The organism is Methylocystis sp. ATCC 49242 (genome assembly GCF_000188155.2).
Lineage (GTDB): Bacteria > Pseudomonadota > Alphaproteobacteria > Rhizobiales > Beijerinckiaceae > Methylocystis.
Window position 1 is genome coordinate 637,305 of record NZ_KE124774.1, and the last position, 17,138, is coordinate 654,442.

The 17,138-nt window shown below is 60.5% G+C and carries 12 protein-coding genes and 1 tRNA gene; 8 read left to right on the forward strand and 5 right to left on the reverse strand.

Annotated elements, in window-relative coordinates; genetic code table 11:
* The first annotated feature begins 127 nt into the window (after positions 1-127).
* Positions 128-553 carry a hypothetical protein gene (locus MET49242_RS25695; protein WP_036281108.1) on the forward strand — a complete coding sequence of 142 codons (426 nt, stop codon included), beginning with the start codon at positions 128-130 and terminating at the stop codon, positions 551-553.
* Positions 554-887: 334 nt separating this feature from the next.
* Positions 888-4,166, forward strand: coding sequence for a GH36-type glycosyl hydrolase domain-containing protein (locus MET49242_RS04950; protein ID WP_036281110.1), 3,279 nt, complete (start codon positions 888-890; stop codon positions 4,164-4,166).
* Positions 4,167-4,828: 662 nt separating this feature from the next.
* Here MET49242_RS04950 and MET49242_RS25700 read toward each other — a convergent pair.
* A complete protein-coding gene (locus tag MET49242_RS25700) occupies positions 4,829-4,990 on the reverse strand; it encodes a hypothetical protein (protein WP_192815572.1) in 162 nt (53 codons plus the stop codon).
* Between the two features lie 553 nt (positions 4,991-5,543).
* Between MET49242_RS25700 and MET49242_RS04955 the strand changes: the two genes are divergently transcribed.
* A complete protein-coding gene (locus MET49242_RS04955; RefSeq protein WP_036281112.1) occupies positions 5,544-7,304 on the forward strand; it encodes a PepSY-associated TM helix domain-containing protein in 1,761 nt (586 codons plus the stop codon).
* Here MET49242_RS04955 and MET49242_RS04960 read toward each other — a convergent pair.
* Positions 7,273-7,677 carry a hypothetical protein gene (locus tag MET49242_RS04960; RefSeq protein ID WP_036281114.1) on the reverse strand — a complete coding sequence of 135 codons (405 nt, stop codon included), beginning with the start codon at positions 7,675-7,677 and terminating at the stop codon, positions 7,273-7,275. The genes MET49242_RS04955 and MET49242_RS04960 overlap by 32 nt on opposite strands.
* Before the next feature lie 25 nt (positions 7,678-7,702).
* Here MET49242_RS04960 and MET49242_RS26535 point away from each other — a divergent pair, with 25 nt between their 5' ends.
* From MET49242_RS26535 to MET49242_RS23160, 3 genes are all read left to right on the forward strand, one after another.
* A complete protein-coding gene (locus tag MET49242_RS26535; RefSeq protein WP_371212540.1) occupies positions 7,703-8,071 on the forward strand; it encodes a DUF2946 family protein in 369 nt (122 codons plus the stop codon).
* A 77-nt stretch (positions 8,072-8,148) separates the two neighbouring features.
* Positions 8,149-10,503 (forward strand): TonB-dependent receptor, encoded by a 2,355-nt coding sequence (locus tag MET49242_RS04970; RefSeq protein ID WP_036281118.1) that lies wholly within the window; start codon positions 8,149-8,151, stop codon positions 10,501-10,503.
* Between the two features lie 54 nt (positions 10,504-10,557).
* A complete protein-coding gene (locus MET49242_RS23160) occupies positions 10,558-11,913 on the forward strand; it encodes a sialidase family protein (RefSeq protein WP_144259468.1) in 1,356 nt (451 codons plus the stop codon).
* 167 nt (positions 11,914-12,080) lie between these two features.
* Here MET49242_RS23160 and MET49242_RS04980 read toward each other — a convergent pair.
* Positions 12,081-12,157 (reverse strand) — tRNA-Thr (locus tag MET49242_RS04980).
* A gap of 134 nt (positions 12,158-12,291) precedes the next feature.
* Between MET49242_RS04980 and MET49242_RS04985 the strand changes: the two genes are divergently transcribed.
* The gene (locus MET49242_RS04985) at positions 12,292-13,476 is read left to right on the forward strand and encodes a site-specific integrase (RefSeq protein ID WP_036281120.1); all 1,185 of its coding nucleotides are present in this window, start codon (positions 12,292-12,294) and stop codon (positions 13,474-13,476) included.
* On the opposite strand, the gene MET49242_RS24735 is transcribed toward MET49242_RS04985, so the two are convergent.
* Both MET49242_RS24735 and MET49242_RS04990 read right to left on the reverse strand, forming a co-directional pair.
* Positions 13,473-14,261 carry a hypothetical protein gene (locus MET49242_RS24735; RefSeq protein ID WP_144259469.1) on the reverse strand — a complete coding sequence of 263 codons (789 nt, stop codon included), beginning with the start codon at positions 14,259-14,261 and terminating at the stop codon, positions 13,473-13,475. The two genes, MET49242_RS04985 and MET49242_RS24735, sit on opposite strands and share 4 nt — an antisense overlap.
* Before the next feature lie 795 nt (positions 14,262-15,056).
* Positions 15,057-15,482, reverse strand: a complete 426-nt coding sequence (locus MET49242_RS04990; RefSeq protein WP_036281122.1) for a hypothetical protein — start codon at positions 15,480-15,482, stop codon at positions 15,057-15,059.
* 428 nt (positions 15,483-15,910) lie between these two features.
* Between MET49242_RS04990 and MET49242_RS23165 the strand changes: the two genes are divergently transcribed.
* Positions 15,911-16,918, forward strand: coding sequence for a hypothetical protein (locus MET49242_RS23165; protein ID WP_051134011.1), 1,008 nt, complete (start codon positions 15,911-15,913; stop codon positions 16,916-16,918).
* The last annotated feature ends 220 nt before the right edge of the window (positions 16,919-17,138 follow it).

Genomic DNA, 17,138 nt, shown 5'->3' on the forward strand with positions numbered 1-17,138 from the left:
TAAGTTCCCGCAACGAAATGCGGCGTCACTTCACGGATTTGACCGATGCGCGTCGGAACCATGACCAGTCTATCGACGTTTAAGAGTCGGGTCGGTGAAACCTGATTTTGCAGGTCGGTGACATCAGATGTCTAACCTTACGGACAGGCCGACGACTGACGTTGATCTCACGAGCGGAGATACCGCGCGGAAGGTTTCGGCGCCGAGCGCCGCGACGAAGCCTGTCGAAGGAAATGACTCTCTGGAACTTCGGGAAAACGCCCGGGGAACGAACGACCCCGAGAAATGCGTCGTGACGGAGGTTGTCGGCAAAATCCTACAATCCGGCTCAAGCGATCAGCTGAGGGGATACGCGAACGAGGCGGTGGGGAAAACGAAGCTTGCTCTCGGCCTCGCCGTACAATCACCCGAGCTTGCCGTCGCCGGGATTGCGCAAAGCGCTCTTGGCGAAGTGCAGAAATTCGTTGGCGAAGCGAAACTGGCGGAGGAAATGGCCCAGACGGTCGACGAGGATCGAAATTCGGCTGAACCCCCGAGCGGCGCAGGTTTATAGCCAGCGCAATTGTCGCCGTCGATCAGGGTTTAGACCCGGCAAACTGGCGAGACGCGCGGCCGCGCCTCACGTTGGCGGGCAATCTGCATCCATTTCAAGCCTGCATCCGATCGCAAGGACTCGGGTCACTCATCCGACGATCCGAAGCGAATGGCCGTCGCCGGACGATGGCGCGCGCAGCGAGGTGAAGGATCAGACCGCCTCTGCGCGATTTTCCCGAGAATCGCTTTATCATGTCGCCAGGCTCGAGCTCGAGGGCGTCCGGTCTCGTGTTTTTCTGTCGCCGTAACCGCAAAGGTCGTCGGGACAAGAGGCCATTGTCGAAGGACAGGGAATGTTGCAAACGCCAGCAGAAAATATCACGACGCCGCGCATGGACGATCTTGGCCTGTCACGAATCGCCAACAGGGCAGGGGTCTCGATCAGCCTGTTGCCGAACGGCGCGGTCTTCGCGATCGAACATGTGCGGGACAACCGCCGTATCATGATCAACCAGACGCTCGCGTCGCCGATCGCCGATGGGATGGGCGGACTTTATCTGCGAACCGGGGGCGCCGACCCGGTGATCCTCCCCGTCATCGGCCCCAATGCGAGATGCCGTGTCGGCGTGGGGGAGGACCGCTTTGTGTGGGAGGGCGTGCAGAAGGGCTTGCGACATCGCGTCAGCCTGTGGCTGCATCCGGACTTGAACCTGTGGCTATGGCGAGTCGAGGCGCACAACCTGCGAGACCGGGAGATCTCCTGCGACGCCATCTTCATTCAGGATATCGGCCTGGGCGAACCGGCCTTCCTGATGAACAATGAAGCCTATGCGAGCCAATATCTAGATCATTTTGTCGCGACGCATCCGCGAATGAATTTTGTTTTGATGAATCGCCAGAATCTTTGGCAAGCCGGCGCGCATCCCTGGGTCGCCCATGGTTGCCTCGACGGCGCAGAAGGCTACGCAACCGATTTCCGCCAGCTGATGGGGCCTGCCTACCGCGACGCCGACCAGATTGACTTCAGCTTTGGGACCACGCTCCCTTCCCACCGTCAGCAATACGAAACAGCTTGCGCTGCGCTGCAATCCGGCCCTGCCGCGCTGGCGCCTGGCGCCGAGGCCGCGTGGACGTTTTTCGGATTCTACACGCCAGACCATCCGGCGGCTTCGAGCGCCGCCGATCTCGCGTTGATCGATATCGCCGAACGCGCCGGCGCGAACTGGAAGCCGTGTAAAGCCGCGTTGTCTCTGCCGCTGCGGACTCATTTGCATGACGCCTCGCCGCTCATCGCCCGCAACCTCGATGAGAGTGCGATAGGTGCGCTTTATCCACAACGCACGCATGTCGAGCAGGCGGGCGGCGAGTTTCTGTCGTTCTTTACGCCCGATAAAACCCACAGCAGGCATATCGTCTTGCGCGAAAAGGAGCACATTGTGGCGCGCCGCCATGGCGCCTTGCTGTTCAGCGGCGCCGAGATGTTGCCGAGTGACGATACCTTGTGCGCCACCTGCTGGATGCACGGCGTTTTCGGCGCGCAACTCACCATCGGCAATACATCTTTTCACAAGCTCTTTTCCGTTTCGCGTGATCCCTACAACATCACGCGGGGTAACGGGTTGCGCATGCTGGTCGAAATCGGGAATCGATGGCGATTGCTGGCTACGCCGTCCGCATTTGAAATGGGCTTATGCGATTGTCGCTGGATATATCAACTCGAGGACCGAACCATTGCGGTCTCCGCGGTTGTCTCCGGCGAAGAGCCTGCGATGCAGTGGCGAATTACCGTCGAGGGCGCCCCCTGTCGCTTGCTTATTTTCGGCCACCTCGTCATCGGCGAGCATGAATTCGCACATGCGGGTAGGATGGAAATCGACGCGACGAAAAATCAGTTCACCTTCCGGCCGGATGTGGATGGCATGTGGGCCCGGCAATATCCGCAGGCGGTCTTCCATCTGGTAACAAGCGCGCCCGAGCAAGTCGAAGCAGTCGGCGGCGACGAATTGCTTTACGTGGACAACAGACGGCGCAGCGGCGCGTATGCAGTGATGCGAACTTGTCCCACGCGCGAATTCGTATTCGCGGTCGTCGGTTCGCTGACGGATGCAAAGCGAGCGGAGTCGTTGGCGGCGAAATATCGCGGGCTAGTCGGCCACGAAGCGATGCTGGCCAAATCCACGCATTACTGGCGCAACATTACGCGCGGGCTGCGTCTGGAGGGTCCCGCGCCTGATGCCGAGGTCGAGGCCATCAACACGATCTTTCCCTGGTTCGCACACGACGCCATGGCGCATCTCACAGTGCCTCATGGCCTCGAGCAATATTCGGGCGCCGCATGGGGAACGCGCGACGTTTGCCAGGGCCCGATGGAATTGCTCCTGTCACTCGAGCACGACGAGCCCGCCAAGGCGATTCTCCGGATCGTTTTTTCCCAGCAGCACGAAAAGCGGGGCGATTGGCCGCAATGGTTCATGCTGGATCCCTATTCATCGATAAGGGACAGCGAAGCGCATGGGGACGTTATTATCTGGCCTCTGAAGGCCCTGTGCGATTACGTCGAAGCGACCGGGGATTTTGCTTTTCTCGACGAGCGGGTCGCCTGGAGGCGTGGAGATACTTTCGAGAAGACGGCCTATTCGGACTCCGTTGCGACGCATGTGGAAACCCTGATCTCTAAGGTGCGCGAGCGTGTCATCCCTGGCACGCATCTCATCCGCTACGGGAACGGCGACTGGAACGACTCTCTTCAACCTGTCGATCCCGAGAAGCGCGACTGGATGGTAAGTAGCTGGACTGTCGCGCTGCTCTATCAACAATTGCGCCGCTACGCCGAAATCCTGCGGCGGATTGGGCGCAATGAGGCCGCTGATGAGCTTGGGTCCATCGCCGCGGGCATGCGGGAAGATTTCAATCGCTTCCTCATTCGCGACGAGACGCTGGCCGGCTATGCCTTGTTCAAGCCGGACGGCGACATGCCGGCGCTGCTGCTCCATCCGAGCGCCGATGCAATCGGTCCTGCTTACTCGATGCTTCCGATGGTGCAAGCGATAGCCGGAGGAGTCTTCACTCAGGAGCAGGCGCAGCGTCATCTCGACCTTGTCAGAAATTACCTGCTGTTTCCCGATGGGGCGCGCCTCATGGACAGGCCGATAGCCTATCACGGCGGCCCTGAAACGACTTTCCGACGAGCGGAATCCGCCGCCTTCTTCGGCCGGGAAATTGGCCTGATGTATACGCATTCACACTTGCGTTATGCGGAAGCCATGAGCATCCTCGGCGATCCCGATGCGCTTTGGGAGGCGCTGCTTGTCGCCAATCCAATCGCCGTCACCGATCGATTGGCTCATGCGTCCTTGCGGCAACGCAACGCCTATTTCAGCAGCAGTGACGCGGCCTTTGCGGATCGGTGTCAGGCAAGCGCCGAATGGTCGCGCGTCAGGGCCGGGACTATTTCGGTCGACGGCGGATGGCGTATCTATTCAAGCGGACCGGGTCTTTACACAAATATGCTGGTGCAGCACGCTTTCGGAGTGCGGCGGATTTTCGGAGCGCGTAGCGTGAAACCTTGCCTGCCGACTTCCAAGGAAGGCTTGACTTTAACGTGGGCGGATCGCCATGTCGTCGCCTCGTGAACGCATGGCGGAAGCTGCGCCCGGATAGGGCTCGCCTGCTCATCGCGTCGGTTCGTAAGCGCGATGGTTCACGCGACGCGGCGATGAATGAGAGCGCAACGGCCCGAAAGCAAGACGGTTAATCAGAAGAACGCCCCAACCGCTGGAGAGCGTTCAGGAAAAGTGTAGGCGGTTTTCCGTTTGAACGCGCGACAAGATAGCAAGCGTGAGCGACTTCGGCGAATTCGAATTCGCCGAAGTTGTTCTCGTGTAACGATCGCGCGCTCTTGATCGATTTACCAACAGGGCCGACACCAGCAGCGCCACGGACCACAAGTGCGCACATAGCCAGGTCTGCACCAGCGTCCCCACCCGCGGCACGCAGCCGCGTCGACAGGACTGAAATTTTGTGTTGCCGAGAGAACGCTTGCTGCGCCGCGCAGCGTTTGCGCCTCTGATTGAGATATGAATGGGCCGAAGCTCAGACTGGCCATGACGACCATGCATATGAAAATGCGATTTTGCATGAATGATCTCCTCGAGGACGGCCTCCAACAAGGAACATGCTAGGGCGGCAAATATGAAAAATCCAGCCGCGGCCCGACAAACATGGGAACTCAGCCGCGGGCGAAGCAGCGAATCCTGCATCGCCCGCGCTCGTGAGATTTTCGTTCAGACGTTGTCTACATGAACGATCCCAACACCGCTCCGCCCATACCGCCGATAATGGTGCTCGCGAGCGCCGCCGGGAAGCCTATCGTCGCGCCACCCAATGCTGCGCCGAATGCGGCTCCTATAATCGCAAGCACAACAGTCATTGCGATGTGTTCCTTGTAAGTAACCATCGCGCTACTCCTTGGCTGCATTGTAACCCGCTTCCTTTACGCGCCGAAGCCGGCGCATGCGGGCTTGCCAATTCAACTTCTGGATGGCGCATGGTGTTCCCATGCCATGCAAGATCGTTGGAAAGCCCGGCTGCGTTCAAGGCGCTGCGCGCCAGCGCAGAGATATGTTGCTTAAAGGCGGCTTCATCGCGCCGGTCACATTCGCCCGCGCTGGCGAGTTCGGCGCAGGGAACGCGAACCGAGGAAAGGCGCAACTCCGCCGATCGCCGCCGGTAGGGACGATCCGGGCGAAAGTAACCAAAATCCCTTGCCGGAGCCGGCGCGTGGCGGTCGACGCAAGACGCGTTCGCCGCGGCGCTATGACGGCTGACTTGACCTGCTGGTTGGGTGGCCAAGGGCCTGCATGCCGCCTTGCTCACTCCTTAACCTCGACGTTGCACTTTCTATAGATTCATCCAAGATTCCGGGGGCTATCGGGTTAGCGTTGGTTGATGATACGCCCGATGCGGCGCGTTGGCGGAACGCGGCGAGAAAAGTAGCAGGAGGCCACAATATGTCACTGATCGACCGGTTTTTTCGGCGTGATGAAGGATTCACTGCGGCAGGCCCGAATTCGGCGGCCGGGGCTGCGGGGGCGCGCAGCGGCAGCGTTCGCAAGCGCAAAAGCAATTCCTCGCTCTACAGGTGGGCCTTCGTCATCCACAAATGGGCCGGGTTGATCGGCGCCGCATGGCTCGCCGTGCTCGGGCTGACGGGCTTCTTCCTGAATAACGACGACTGGCGATGGCTGCAGCAGGTGACGGCGCCGCACTGGCTGGTCAGCGATTCCGTCAGCATGAACGCCGCGCGAAATGTCGTACGTTATCTCCAGATCGATCCGAATGACGCCACGAGGCGGCTCGCCGCCGGTCCGCGCGGCCTCTGGCGAAGCGACGACGGCGGGGCCAATTGGCGGGCGACACAATTCAAGGACAATGCGCATCCGCAGGTGTTCGCCATCGAGGCCGATCCTGCGCTCGGCTGGAAGCGGCTGTGGATTGGGACAGACATGGGTCTCTTCGCAACAAGCGATAGAGGCGATACGGCGGAGATCGCGGGACTCGCGGGCGAACGCGTCACGGCTCTCGCGCAAGGCGCGACGCCGAACGAAATGCTTGGCGTCATCGACAAGTCGCGCGTCTTTCGCTTCGACCCGGAGTTGGCGTCGAGGGCCGAAATACTCGATATTGCGCCGCTGCCAGACGACGCGCGTCCGCTGGGCGTTCGTCTCCATCGCTTCGTCCGCTCGATCCATTTCGGGCGCGGTTTGTTCGAGGAGAAGACGTCGCGGCTCCTCAATGATCTCGGCGGACTTGGAATGCTGACTCTTGCCATGACCGGCCTTCTCTACTGGGGTTTCGACAAATGGTGGCGCGTGCAGGCGAAGGCGGGCGTTCGCGGCATGTCGCCGGAAGCCAAGCGCGCGACGACAAGCTGGCTATACCGCATTCACGGTGCGACGCTCGGCCTCATCGCCGCTCCCGTCCTCCTTTATCTCGCCCTCACGGGCATCGTGGTCGACCACGATCAGGAGCTCGGCGGGCTGCTGCGTAGCATCAGCACCCCGACCGCGCTGCTGACCCCGGCCTTCCGCCTGAACAGTTGGGATCGCCACATCGATGCGATCGTCGGCTATCCAGACGCGCCGGGAGCGTTCTCCGTTGGCAATTTCCTCGGCATGTTCACGACTGCCGACGACGGGAAGACATGGGCGCGCGAGAGCAACGCCGATGGCCAGCCGATCGGCGGCGCCAACCGCATGCGGCGCATCGGCGACAGGGTTGTCATCATGTCGGGCATGGGTTCGACGGCGATCATCCGCGGCGACGACTATGCATTCCATGAGGCTGCGCTGGCGCCTGCCGATCCCGGCATGGGCGAAAGAATGGATCGGGGCTCCGGCCGGGAGCAAGGCGCAGGGTCGGGGGGCATGAGGCCGCAGGGCGCGTCGCAGTCGGCGCGGCCGATGTCGATGAGCATGGGCGCCTTCTCCCGCGGATTTGCGCCCTCTGACGTCACCGCTTTCGAGGGTGGGCTACTATGGCGTACCAGCGCAAAACTCGTCTTCACGAGCCTTGATGGCGCGCGGCTCAAAATGTTTGAGCCGACGAATCCCGACTCGCCCGGCGTCCCGATGTTCATGTGGTTGCGCAGCATCCACACCGGCGCGCTGTTCTGGAGCGAATGGCGCTGGGTGAACGATATCTTCGCGACGTTCGCTCTCTTCCTGATCGGGACCGGGCTTATTCGCTGGTGGCGTCAGAAGTGGATGTAGCGCCAGCGCGAAGACCTCGCGCGTAATGCGAGGCGAGCCCGACAGCGATCAGCAGCAACGCCGCGATCGCCGACCCCGGGCGCATCTTCAGCGCGGTGAAGGAAATCGCCGTCGCTTCGGTAAGAAACAAGGCGCCGGCCGCAACGAGCAGCGGCCGGGGCCGGTGCGCGGCGGCGAATTCCTGACGCAGCCAGCCAATGACCACCATGGCGGCCGAAAGGCTGAGCGTTACGCCCACGAATTCGAGCAGGTTGCGCAAGCTCGCGCTCCACACGACCACAAGACAGAGGGCGCCCTGTGCAAGGATTGCGATGCGCGGATGGTCGCCATGCAGTCGGCCGAGAATTGCGGGCAGTGCGCCATCCTGCGCCATGCGCGCATAGACGCGCGGGCCGCTTCTGGCCCTCGCGTGTGCGGCGTCGCTCGTATTCCAGGCGATGCTCTCGCCGCTGGTCGCTCCGGGGACGTCCTCGCAAAATACCGAAACTGTCGCGGCGGCGGCGATGTTCCTCGCGAGCCCGTTCTGCCATGACGACGCCGGGAACCCATCGGGGAAAGCCGGTCATTCGCAGCACGATTGCTGCCTTCTTTGTCAGGGGCAATCGCGAGACGCCATGGTCGTCCTCGCTTTCGTCCTTGCGACGCTGACCCTCGATCCCGCGCGCGAGGCCCGGGAACCGGCCTACGCCAACTACGATGACGCGTCGCCACGCCTGATCGGCTGGGCGAGCAGTTGGTCGTCCCGCGCGCCGCCTTTCTTCTCCTGACAGCGTGACTGCGGCGCCTCGCGCGCCGCGCCGATAATCCCGCACGCGCGGCCCTGACAAGCCGCAGGAGAATTCCCATGACCTTACCGCGTTTTCTGCGCGGCGGCGCGTCCGTCGTCGCCCTTCTTTGCGCCTTCGATTCCATCGCTTACGCCCAGCAGGCGCTGCCGACCATCAGCATCGGTCCGGCGCGTCGGGGTCTTTCTCGCACACCCTCGGCCGGTCATAGCGGGGGCTCCGGAACGCACGGATCGGGGCCGTCTTCCGCGTCCGCCCAGCCGGTGCAGGAAAAGGAGATTATCGTCGAGACCGCGACGCGCACACAAAAGAAGGTGAGCGAAGCGCCCGGCGATCTTACTGTCTTCAGCGAGAATTACATCCAGCGCCGCGACGCTCCGCGCATTGGCGCCATTCTGCGCGACGCGCCGGGTATTTATTCCTGGGGCGCGAGCCTCGGCTATACGGCGCCCTCGGCGAACCGCGCGAGCCGCTTCTCGTTCCGCGGCATTTCAGGCACGCAGCGCACGCTGTTCCTGATGGACGACCAGATCATGAACGACCCGATGTTCGGGACGTTCAACTTTTCCCAATATTTCATGGACGACATCGAGCGCATCGAGACTCTGCCCGGCGCGTCATCGGCGCTTTATGGCGCGAAAGCCTATGGCGGCGTCGTTCGCGCCTTCAGCAAGATTCCCGAGAAGCGCGAGGTCATCGCCCGCGGCGAGTCGACGTTCGGCGAGTTTTCGCGCCAGGCGGGCAACATCATCTATCGCGACCGGCTCGCGAATGGCGTCGGCTGGAGCGCCGGCGGCCGCTGGGAAGGCAGCGAGGGCTTCCGCGACAACATCATCCAGCGCACGCTCGTTCCGCCCTATATCGCCGGCGCCGTTCCGACCGTCACCGCGCAGGGGCAGCCGATCTGGTATCTCGGCGCGCAGGGGCAGGCCAAATGGCGGGCCGTGAATTCGCATCTCAAGCTCTATTACGATTACGATCAGGCGACGAAATTCGGCGCGGGCGTCACCTATTTCCTCAACAATTCGATGCAGGGGCTGTTCGACAGCTACGCACCGCTGTCGAGCTATCTCGGCTACAACGCCTCCGTCGCGCCGCCGAACCGCATCACGCCCGCCGCACTGCTCGGCGCCGGCCTCGCCTATGAAACGACGCTGACGAGCTATTTCTTCGCAAAGCACAAGTTCTCCGATGACTCGGAGATCAAGCTCAACGTCAACAACATGGCGCGCGTCTACCGCTTCACGACGCCTTCCGTCGCGCCCAATTCAAACGCCTTTGCGGCCGGCGGCGCGGGCGTCTACAACAACTATCCGCAGAATCTGCTCAGCGCGAACGTCCAATACAGCTTCTCGCCGAAGTTCATCCCCTTCTTCGCGCATCATGTCACGACGGGTGTGGGCGTCGACCGGGGCACGGCGGCCTTTCAGGCGTTCAACGTCAACAACTGGACGAACTTCGGCTCGTCGACGGCCTTCACGAGCAGCATGCAGGCCGAGTCGCGTTTCGTCTGGGGTTTCGCGCAGGACGAAATCAAGGTGACGCCCTGGCTCACCGCCTATCTCGGCGGGCGTGTCGACTGGTGGCATACGAGCGGCATACGCTCCGGCGCGGGCTTCTACGACAATTTCAGCGGCCAGGACGTCGTCAACTTCAACCCCAAAGTGTCGCTCGTCGCCAATATGCCCTGGGAGGACGGCGTGCTGCGGGCGTCGGCCGGCCGCGCCTTCCGCGCGCCGGTGCTCAATGCGCTCTACGTCGACAGCACGCGTGGCAACGTGCGTTCCTTCTCCAATCCCAATCTGAAGCCGGAGACTGCGATTTCCTGGGAAGTCGGCTACGAGCAATATTTCAAGCAGACGGGAACTTTCGCAAAGGCGACTTTCTTCGAAAGCTGGCTCTCCGACTATAATTCCGTGAAGCGCCTGCCAGCGCCCACCATCATTCAGACATGGTCGACGACGGTGAATTCGGGCGAGGCGCTCGTGCGCGGCTTCGAGATCACGGGTTCGCAGACGCTCACCGACTGGCTGACCGCTTACGTGACTTACACTAATGTCTTCGACGCCTTGACGCTGGAGGCGCCCGACCAGCCCGACACGGTCGGTAAACGCCTTCAAAACGCGCCGCGCCATCTTTTCAACGCGTCGCTAGAGGCGAACTATCAGGATTGGACCGGCACGCTCACCGGGCGCTACACGGCGGACAGTTTCGATCTCGCGACCAACACGGACTTCGTGCGCGGGGTCTACGGCAGCTTCGACCGCTTCTGGCAGCTCGACGCGCGCGTCTCCTGGAAACCGACGCAATACACCGAGCTCTATGTCGCGGGGAACAACATGCTCGGCCGCTACTATCAGTTCACAGTCAATCCGGGCGCCTATTTCACGGCGGGGCTGAAGTTGACCTACTGAGCGGCTGCGCTAGCCTGAAGCCAGACAAAGTGCGGCGGTATTGAGGAGGCTATCATGCGTGCATTGGAATTTGGACCATATGCGGCCATAGTCAAAAACGCGCGGCTTGCGTCGATCGCAGTCGCGGCGGCGTTGATCGCGGCGCCGGTCCTCGCCCAAGAGGCGCGGCCGGCGGGGGAACCGCCTCCCGCCGCCGCGGGAGCGGCGCCCGCGGCGCAACAGGGCGCCGGCGGCGACCACGCCAGGCATGTCATGCGCCTGCCTGACGGCGTGGTCAGCCTCGACGTCGTCGCCGACGGCGCGAAGCTGCATCTCCTCACCGGCAAACATTCGGGAAGCGGGACGACGATCTGGCACCAGATTTCGACCGACGACGGCAAGAGCTGGTCGAAGGAGGCCGAGGTGCAAGGGCCGCCCGGCGCTGGCGCGACAGTGACGCGTGGCTCCGACGCGCGCCTCGCTTCGGTCAACGGCAAGCTCGTCGCCATGTGGATGAGTCATGTGGCGGACAATTCGCACGGCGGGGCGGGGCCGATGATCGCCGCGCGCTCCGAGGACGGCGGCAAGACCTGGACCCCGCTCGCCGGTCCGGCGGACTGGCCCAAGGGGCCGCATGCCTTCTTCACCCTGTCGTCCGACGGCAGGACGCTGCATGCGGCCTGGCTCGACAGCCGTGACGGGCCGCCGCCTGCGCCGGGCGCGCAGGGCCTGCGCTACGCCTTCTCGACCGACGCGGGCGCGAGCTGGTCAAAGAACCTCACGCTCGACATCGCCTCCTGCGCCTGCTGCTGGACGACGAGCAAGGCCGACGCCGCCGGCAATCTCTATGTGCTTTACCGCGACAAGCAGCCCTCCGACATGGCGATCGGCGTCGTCGACCCGAAGAGCCGTCAATGGACTCGGCTCTCCACGGTCGGCGCCTTTGGCTGGGATTTCGCCGGCTGTCCGCATATTGGCGGGGGTCTTGCCATCCGGGGCGGCAAGACCCCTGAAATTCACGGCGTCGTCGGAACGCGCAAGAAAGAAAACGCCGGCTTCTATCACCTCAAATCCGCCGGCGGCGGCAAGAGCTGGTCGGAGCCGCAACGGCTCGGCGATGAATCCGCGACGCATGGCGACATTGCGATCGGCAAGGACGGCCGGCTCGCCGCGGTGTTCGACATGGTCGATCCGGAAGCGAGTGACGGCACGCTCGCCATCTACGCAGCGACCTCCTCCGACGACGGCGCCAGCTGGACGGAGGCCAAGCGTCTGTCGCCGCTGAAAATCACCGCCACTCATCCGCGCGTCGTGGCGACGAAATCCGGCTTCCTTGCGCTATGGACCGAGCAGCTCGCGCCCAATGAGCAGCGGCTTGCGATGAAGGCAATCGGCAAGAATCTCGAACTCGGCCAGGCAGGGGCGCGATAGCCGATCCTCCAAAATGAGCCAATGCTCAGGCTCACATGACGATGTAAGTTACGATTAGAACAAGATGCGCCAGCGATTCCAAAAATCGTTGGCGCGCCGCTGTGAGCAGCACTGGTCACCAAGGAGAAATTGGCGCTCTTTCTGATTTCATAATTTATTGATTTCATTGGTGCCGGTTGAGGGATTCGAACCCCCGACCTACTGATTACAAATCAGGAAAGACATTTACCTTCTAAGTCCCGGCGGATCACAAATATCTTATATTCTAAGTAATTATGCAAAGGCGAGGTCCTCCAGTACCCTTCTTTGGGTTGCTATTTCCCTCCATTCTGCTACCTATATTGCGTCCAGGTAGCACTCGCAACGCAAGAGGACCAGGTGCCGGTCTGCCGCTTAAGCAAAAATGTGATCGACTCTCTATCGGGCAGCGACACAGACGTTATTTGGTGGGACGATACGCTGAAGGGTTTCGGCCTGAAGGTCACGCCGAAAGGTCGAAAGGTGTTCTTAGTCCAATACCGTCCGAAGGTCGGGGGAGGCAACGCCCGCAAGTACACGATCGGGCAGTACGGCAAGCTCACCCCCCAGCAGGCGCGAGCCGAGGCCATGCGCGTCCTTGCGGAACGGGAGGGTGGTCGCGACCCTCAGGCTGAACGGCAGGCGAAAAAACTCGAGGTGATGTCCCAGAGGGTTGAGGACCTGGTAGATGACTTCATAAACAGGCATGTCAGTCAAAACAGGTCGGCGTCCGAAACGATACGCATCCTCCGGCGCGAGGTGCTACCCGATTTCGGCACGCGCGCTGTATCAGAACTCTGCAGAGCGGACGTTGACCGCTTAATACACAACATTCAGGCGAGGGGGGCGCCGATCATGGCAAATCGCGCCTTTGCGGCCATCCGCAAGTTTCTTGCCTGGTGCGTGGGTCGTGGTATTCTCGAAAATTCGCCATGTGAGGGGATGCGAGCTCCCTCGAAGGAAAGATCTCGGGAGCGAGTCCTTTCCGATGAGGAACTGAAATCGATCCTGGTTGCCGCAAGGACTATGGGCCACCCATTCGGTTCGATCGTTCAAGTGCTGGGACTAACAGGGCAACGGCGTAATGAAGTGGGCCTCATGACCTGGGCCCAATTGGATTTATCGAATGGGCAGTGGGTTATCCCAGCAGAGCGTGCGAAAAACGGCAAGTCCCACGTCGTTCATTTGTCGGAAGAAGCGAAAGCCCTAATAAGCAGTTCGCCAAGGTTGGGCGATCTGGTTTTTTCGAACGATGGTAAACGCCCCTTCCAAGGTTATTCTAAGTGCAAATCAAGATTGGACCAAGTCTCGGGCATAAATAATTGGACCTTGCACGACTTGCGCCGGACGGTTGTTTCGGGAATGGCTCGCCTGGGCATTCCGCCGCACGTCGCCGATAAAATACTCAATCATCAATCTGGCAGTATTGGAGGAGTCGCAGCGATCTACCAGCGTCATGAGTTTCTCGACGAGCGTCGTGACGCGTTAGAGATATGGGGGCGGCATGTGGCCGCCCTCTTAGGGATTGCTGAACACGCAGCCTAACTTACGCGCGATTTTGCTGGAGGCGGGGTGGGCCGGATGCGAGACGGGGTTGGCCGGTTGCGACGGTGAGCTTTGGCCGAGATTTTCCTAGGTTTAACGGGATTTCCCTTTAAACGGGCGAGCTTGAGTAGTATGTCTCTCACGAATGCCTCGTTGTCCTTGTTTTTCGGCAACGTTACCCTTTCTGAGAAACCGTCCCCTTTGAATTCGATGATTATATCGTCGGTTGCTCGCGCCTCCTCATGGGGATTGGCCTCGTGCCCCTCTCCAATCTCATCGCACCCAGGACGATGCTTCTTGCGAGCCCAGGCGTCCAATCCTTGCCCTTTTTCTAAAGCCTTCTGCACGACTTCGCTGGGTCGGATTTTCTCGGATTTAAGATACTCAGCCGCCTGAACGTCTCGGCTATATAGCTTTTCGGCTTTTCGATGATCTTCACCATAGTGCATCAATGTTTGCATACAGAGACGTAGGGGGTGCGTCTTTTCGGTCAGCTTCAGGCGACACTTGCTTGCAAGTTCGAAGACAAGTTCTCGGGTATTTGGGTGACAGCAGATATGAATCCAAAGCGCGTAAGCATACGCGAATGCGCGGTAATGCTGCTCGCGCGACGCTTTAGCGACGGTCAAGGCGCTTTCAGTTAGGCGAGAGACGTCTTGGGGGCGAACGGCATAAGGGTCTTTCGGAATTCCCAGGTCATCCAAAAAAGTAGCCGCGTCATCGATAAGCTCTGATGAGAATCTAAATGGCTCACGACCTTTGGGGGATTTAACGTGCGGAGGCATTGATCGCTCCTATGTCTGTTTAACAGATATATATCCTGTCCTTCAAAAAGTTCAAGAGTAGCGCTGCGCGTTGGGCGATGGCGTTGGCTTATTGAAAGGACGCATTGCTGATGCAGTTTCGAATTTTGCGACGCTGATTTGGACCGCCGGTCGAAGCTCTTGCTGCGCGTGCAAGCGAGCTCAGTGCGCTCCGTAAAGACTAGTTGTCAACACAATGGAGATCGCCGTGACGACTAGAAAACGCGAACCCAAAAACGCAGCTAATTCCGAGAAAGCTGTCAGACCGGAAGCATCGTGCGACGAAAGGCTCCTCACGGAGTTTGATGTCGCTCAACGCCAGGGTAGGGCGGTGAAGACGCTCCGTAACCAGCGCCTCAACGGTGGAGGAATTCCCTTCTTAAAACTAGGGCGGAGTGTGAGGTATCGCCTCTCCGATGTTCTTGCGTGGGAGCAGGCGCACTATAGAACGAGCACCAGCGATCGTGGGGGCGTGCAATGAAACTCCGCTGGCTCTCGTCGAAAAGCGACAGGCAACGGAGAATTATGACGATGGTAGGTTGCTGCGGAGCGAGGTTGCCGCTAACACCTCCAAATTCATGATAAACGTTGCCGTGAGAGGGGACCGCGACAAAAATTCAGGTGCCGGTCCCCTATTTTGCCGATATGACGATCAAGCGCCTCAGAATCGAAGCTTCTTCGAATTGAAGTTCTGAGCACCTGATTCCTCGCAGGAGCAAGGAAATAAATAAGCGACGAGACGAAATCGTCTCGTCGCTTATTCGAAATGGCTTGCGATCATGGAATCTCGCTTAATGCCCGCGGAAGGATTAGCATTTCGTCATGCGAAACCCGACCGGTCTTGAAAGCCTTCATTGTGTAATCGGTCGCGCGCCCGATACTTTCAGTTATCGGCTTGGCGTGTGCCCGGATAAGGGGGAGTTTTCCCCGAACGTAGAAAGCCGCGTTTTCATCAAAATGCTTGTCCAGAGGCTGCGCGAGCCTTGATTTCGGCGGCATCAGACCGACGCCCTGAAAATGGATTCCGTCGTTCACCGTGACATCCCTTACGAGCTGCTTTTCCCGTTTCCAAACCGGGTAATCTGGGCAGACGATCCAAACCGGATGCATGCCCACGCTCCCGGCGGAAGTTGGTCTTCGAATTACGCGCGTTAGCAAGGTCGCATAAACCCGCTCTACCTCTTTGCTCATTTCATCGATCATTCGCCGACGAGAGCCTCCTATCTGCCGATATTGGAAAGTGAGCAAGTACGGCGTCCAGCCATCATTTACTTGGGTCTCGATATAGCGGCCCCAGTGAGCCACAATTTCCCGTCTACCTGCTGCCGACGCCCAGCTGTTCGTGTTATCGTATCTATGGGTATGGCTGGTCGATTTGACTGTTGTATGTTGGTCTACCATCGTTCAATCACCTTTCGGGCATGGGGGTCCAACTACGAGTCCCGAATTTCACGGTCCCCGTATTGGTTAGTGCCGATAAGGTAGCTTCGACATGCGAGGCGCATCCACTGCCTGCCGGTTCGCTACGACTACAATTGGTATTTACGGCGCACGTTTTGACGTCGATCCGCGACACGCTTGACCCCTGCTATTCGGGCGATGCTACGAGCGTGCTCGAAAGGCGAAATTGAATGCGACGCTTCAATCCTGATTGGGGGTTCGTCCTTCACGTCACGCGCCCCGCGGTGTTACTCGCGCCACGGAGTTATCTCGACGAGATCGCCGCAGGTCTGCGCGAAGCGGGCGTTCAGGACGCGGTGAAGCAGCGCGATAGCGAGCCGATTTTCGATTGGCTGACGAGGCTGATCTCGCTCCAAGGGATCACCGACGCGGTTGCCTTCGGCTTCGACGCCCGGCATGGCGGCGTTCGATTTGCCGACGTCGAAAGGGCGCTTCGCCACGTCCCGATCTGTCCGCGACTGCGCTGCTACTGGGCCTTCGACTCTTGCGGCTATCGGAAGGGGGCGGGAACCTGCGCCGAGCCTGGCCTCCTGCCGTTTTGCCCGCTTCCCAAGCATCGACTGCGAAAAGGCGCGCTGAACGTCGCCGCCTACAGCCTGTTCCTTTTCATCCGGGACGTTTGCGACGGCGATTTTGTCGGCTGGATTGACGAAAGGCTGGCGGCTGCCGACCCCGGCGTCGGGGTTTCAGGGCGCGCCGTGCTCATGCAAGCCTCTCTCCTCGATCCGCTACGCCATATCGACGGCGTCGGCCCGAAACTGTGGAACATGATGCTGGCCGACCTTCTGCTCGCGGGCGACCCTGAGCGGGAACGATGGATGACGACCGGCGCAAACATGATCGCCATCGACACCCTCGTTCACAACTTTCTGCACCGGACCGGGGTGCTGCGGCGGTTCAACGCCGAACACGCCTACGGTCCCGGCTGCTATGCGCCGAACGGCTGCGCCGAGATTATCATGAGCCTGGCCCAGCGCATCGACGCCCGCGAATTCAACCCTGCAAATCCCGCCGTCTTCCCCCGCTTCGTCCAGCACGCGCTTTGGGGCTTCTGCGCAGCCTGGGGTTGGAACATCTGCAACGGCAACCGGATCGTCGACCGTCGTCGCTGCGAAAACACGCATTGCCCCTCCTTTGCCGATTGCGATCGCGTGCCGCTCAAGGACGCTCGCGATTAGGCCCGACCGAAAGGCGACGGCTGTTGGCGCGGGATAACGAAAATGGCTGTCCAGTTTCCCGGCCGTTTTGCTCGCCGACATTGCGCCGGTTTCAGACGATGGCGGGGCGGCGAAGATCGCCTTATGCCTTGATCTTGACAATAGGAAAATAGTCCTATATAATGGCCGTGCCGGGCCATTGTGGCCACGGCTCAGCTTTTGGGAAAGCTCATGACAAACC

Coding starts and splice junctions, on each gene's coding strand:
- MET49242_RS25695 (WP_036281108.1), top strand. CDS start 128: ATGTCTAACCTTACGGACAGGCCGACGACTGACGTTGATCTCACGAGC.
- MET49242_RS23160 (WP_144259468.1), top strand. CDS start 10,558: ATGCGTGCATTGGAATTTGGACCATATGCGGCCATAGTCAAAAACGCG.
- MET49242_RS04970 (WP_036281118.1), top strand. CDS start 8,149: ATGACCTTACCGCGTTTTCTGCGCGGCGGCGCGTCCGTCGTCGCCCTT.
- MET49242_RS24735 (WP_144259469.1), bottom strand. CDS start 14,261: ATGCCTCCGCACGTTAAATCCCCCAAAGGTCGTGAGCCATTTAGATTC.
- MET49242_RS04950 (WP_036281110.1), top strand. CDS start 888: ATGTTGCAAACGCCAGCAGAAAATATCACGACGCCGCGCATGGACGAT.
- MET49242_RS04990 (WP_036281122.1), bottom strand. CDS start 15,482: ATGATCGATGAAATGAGCAAAGAGGTAGAGCGGGTTTATGCGACCTTG.
- MET49242_RS04960 (WP_036281114.1), bottom strand. CDS start 7,677: ATGGCGCAGGATGGCGCACTGCCCGCAATTCTCGGCCGACTGCATGGC.
- MET49242_RS04955 (WP_036281112.1), top strand. CDS start 5,544: ATGTCACTGATCGACCGGTTTTTTCGGCGTGATGAAGGATTCACTGCG.
- MET49242_RS25700 (WP_192815572.1), bottom strand. CDS start 4,990: ATGGTTACTTACAAGGAACACATCGCAATGACTGTTGTGCTTGCGATT.
- MET49242_RS23165 (WP_051134011.1), top strand. CDS start 15,911: ATGCGACGCTTCAATCCTGATTGGGGGTTCGTCCTTCACGTCACGCGC.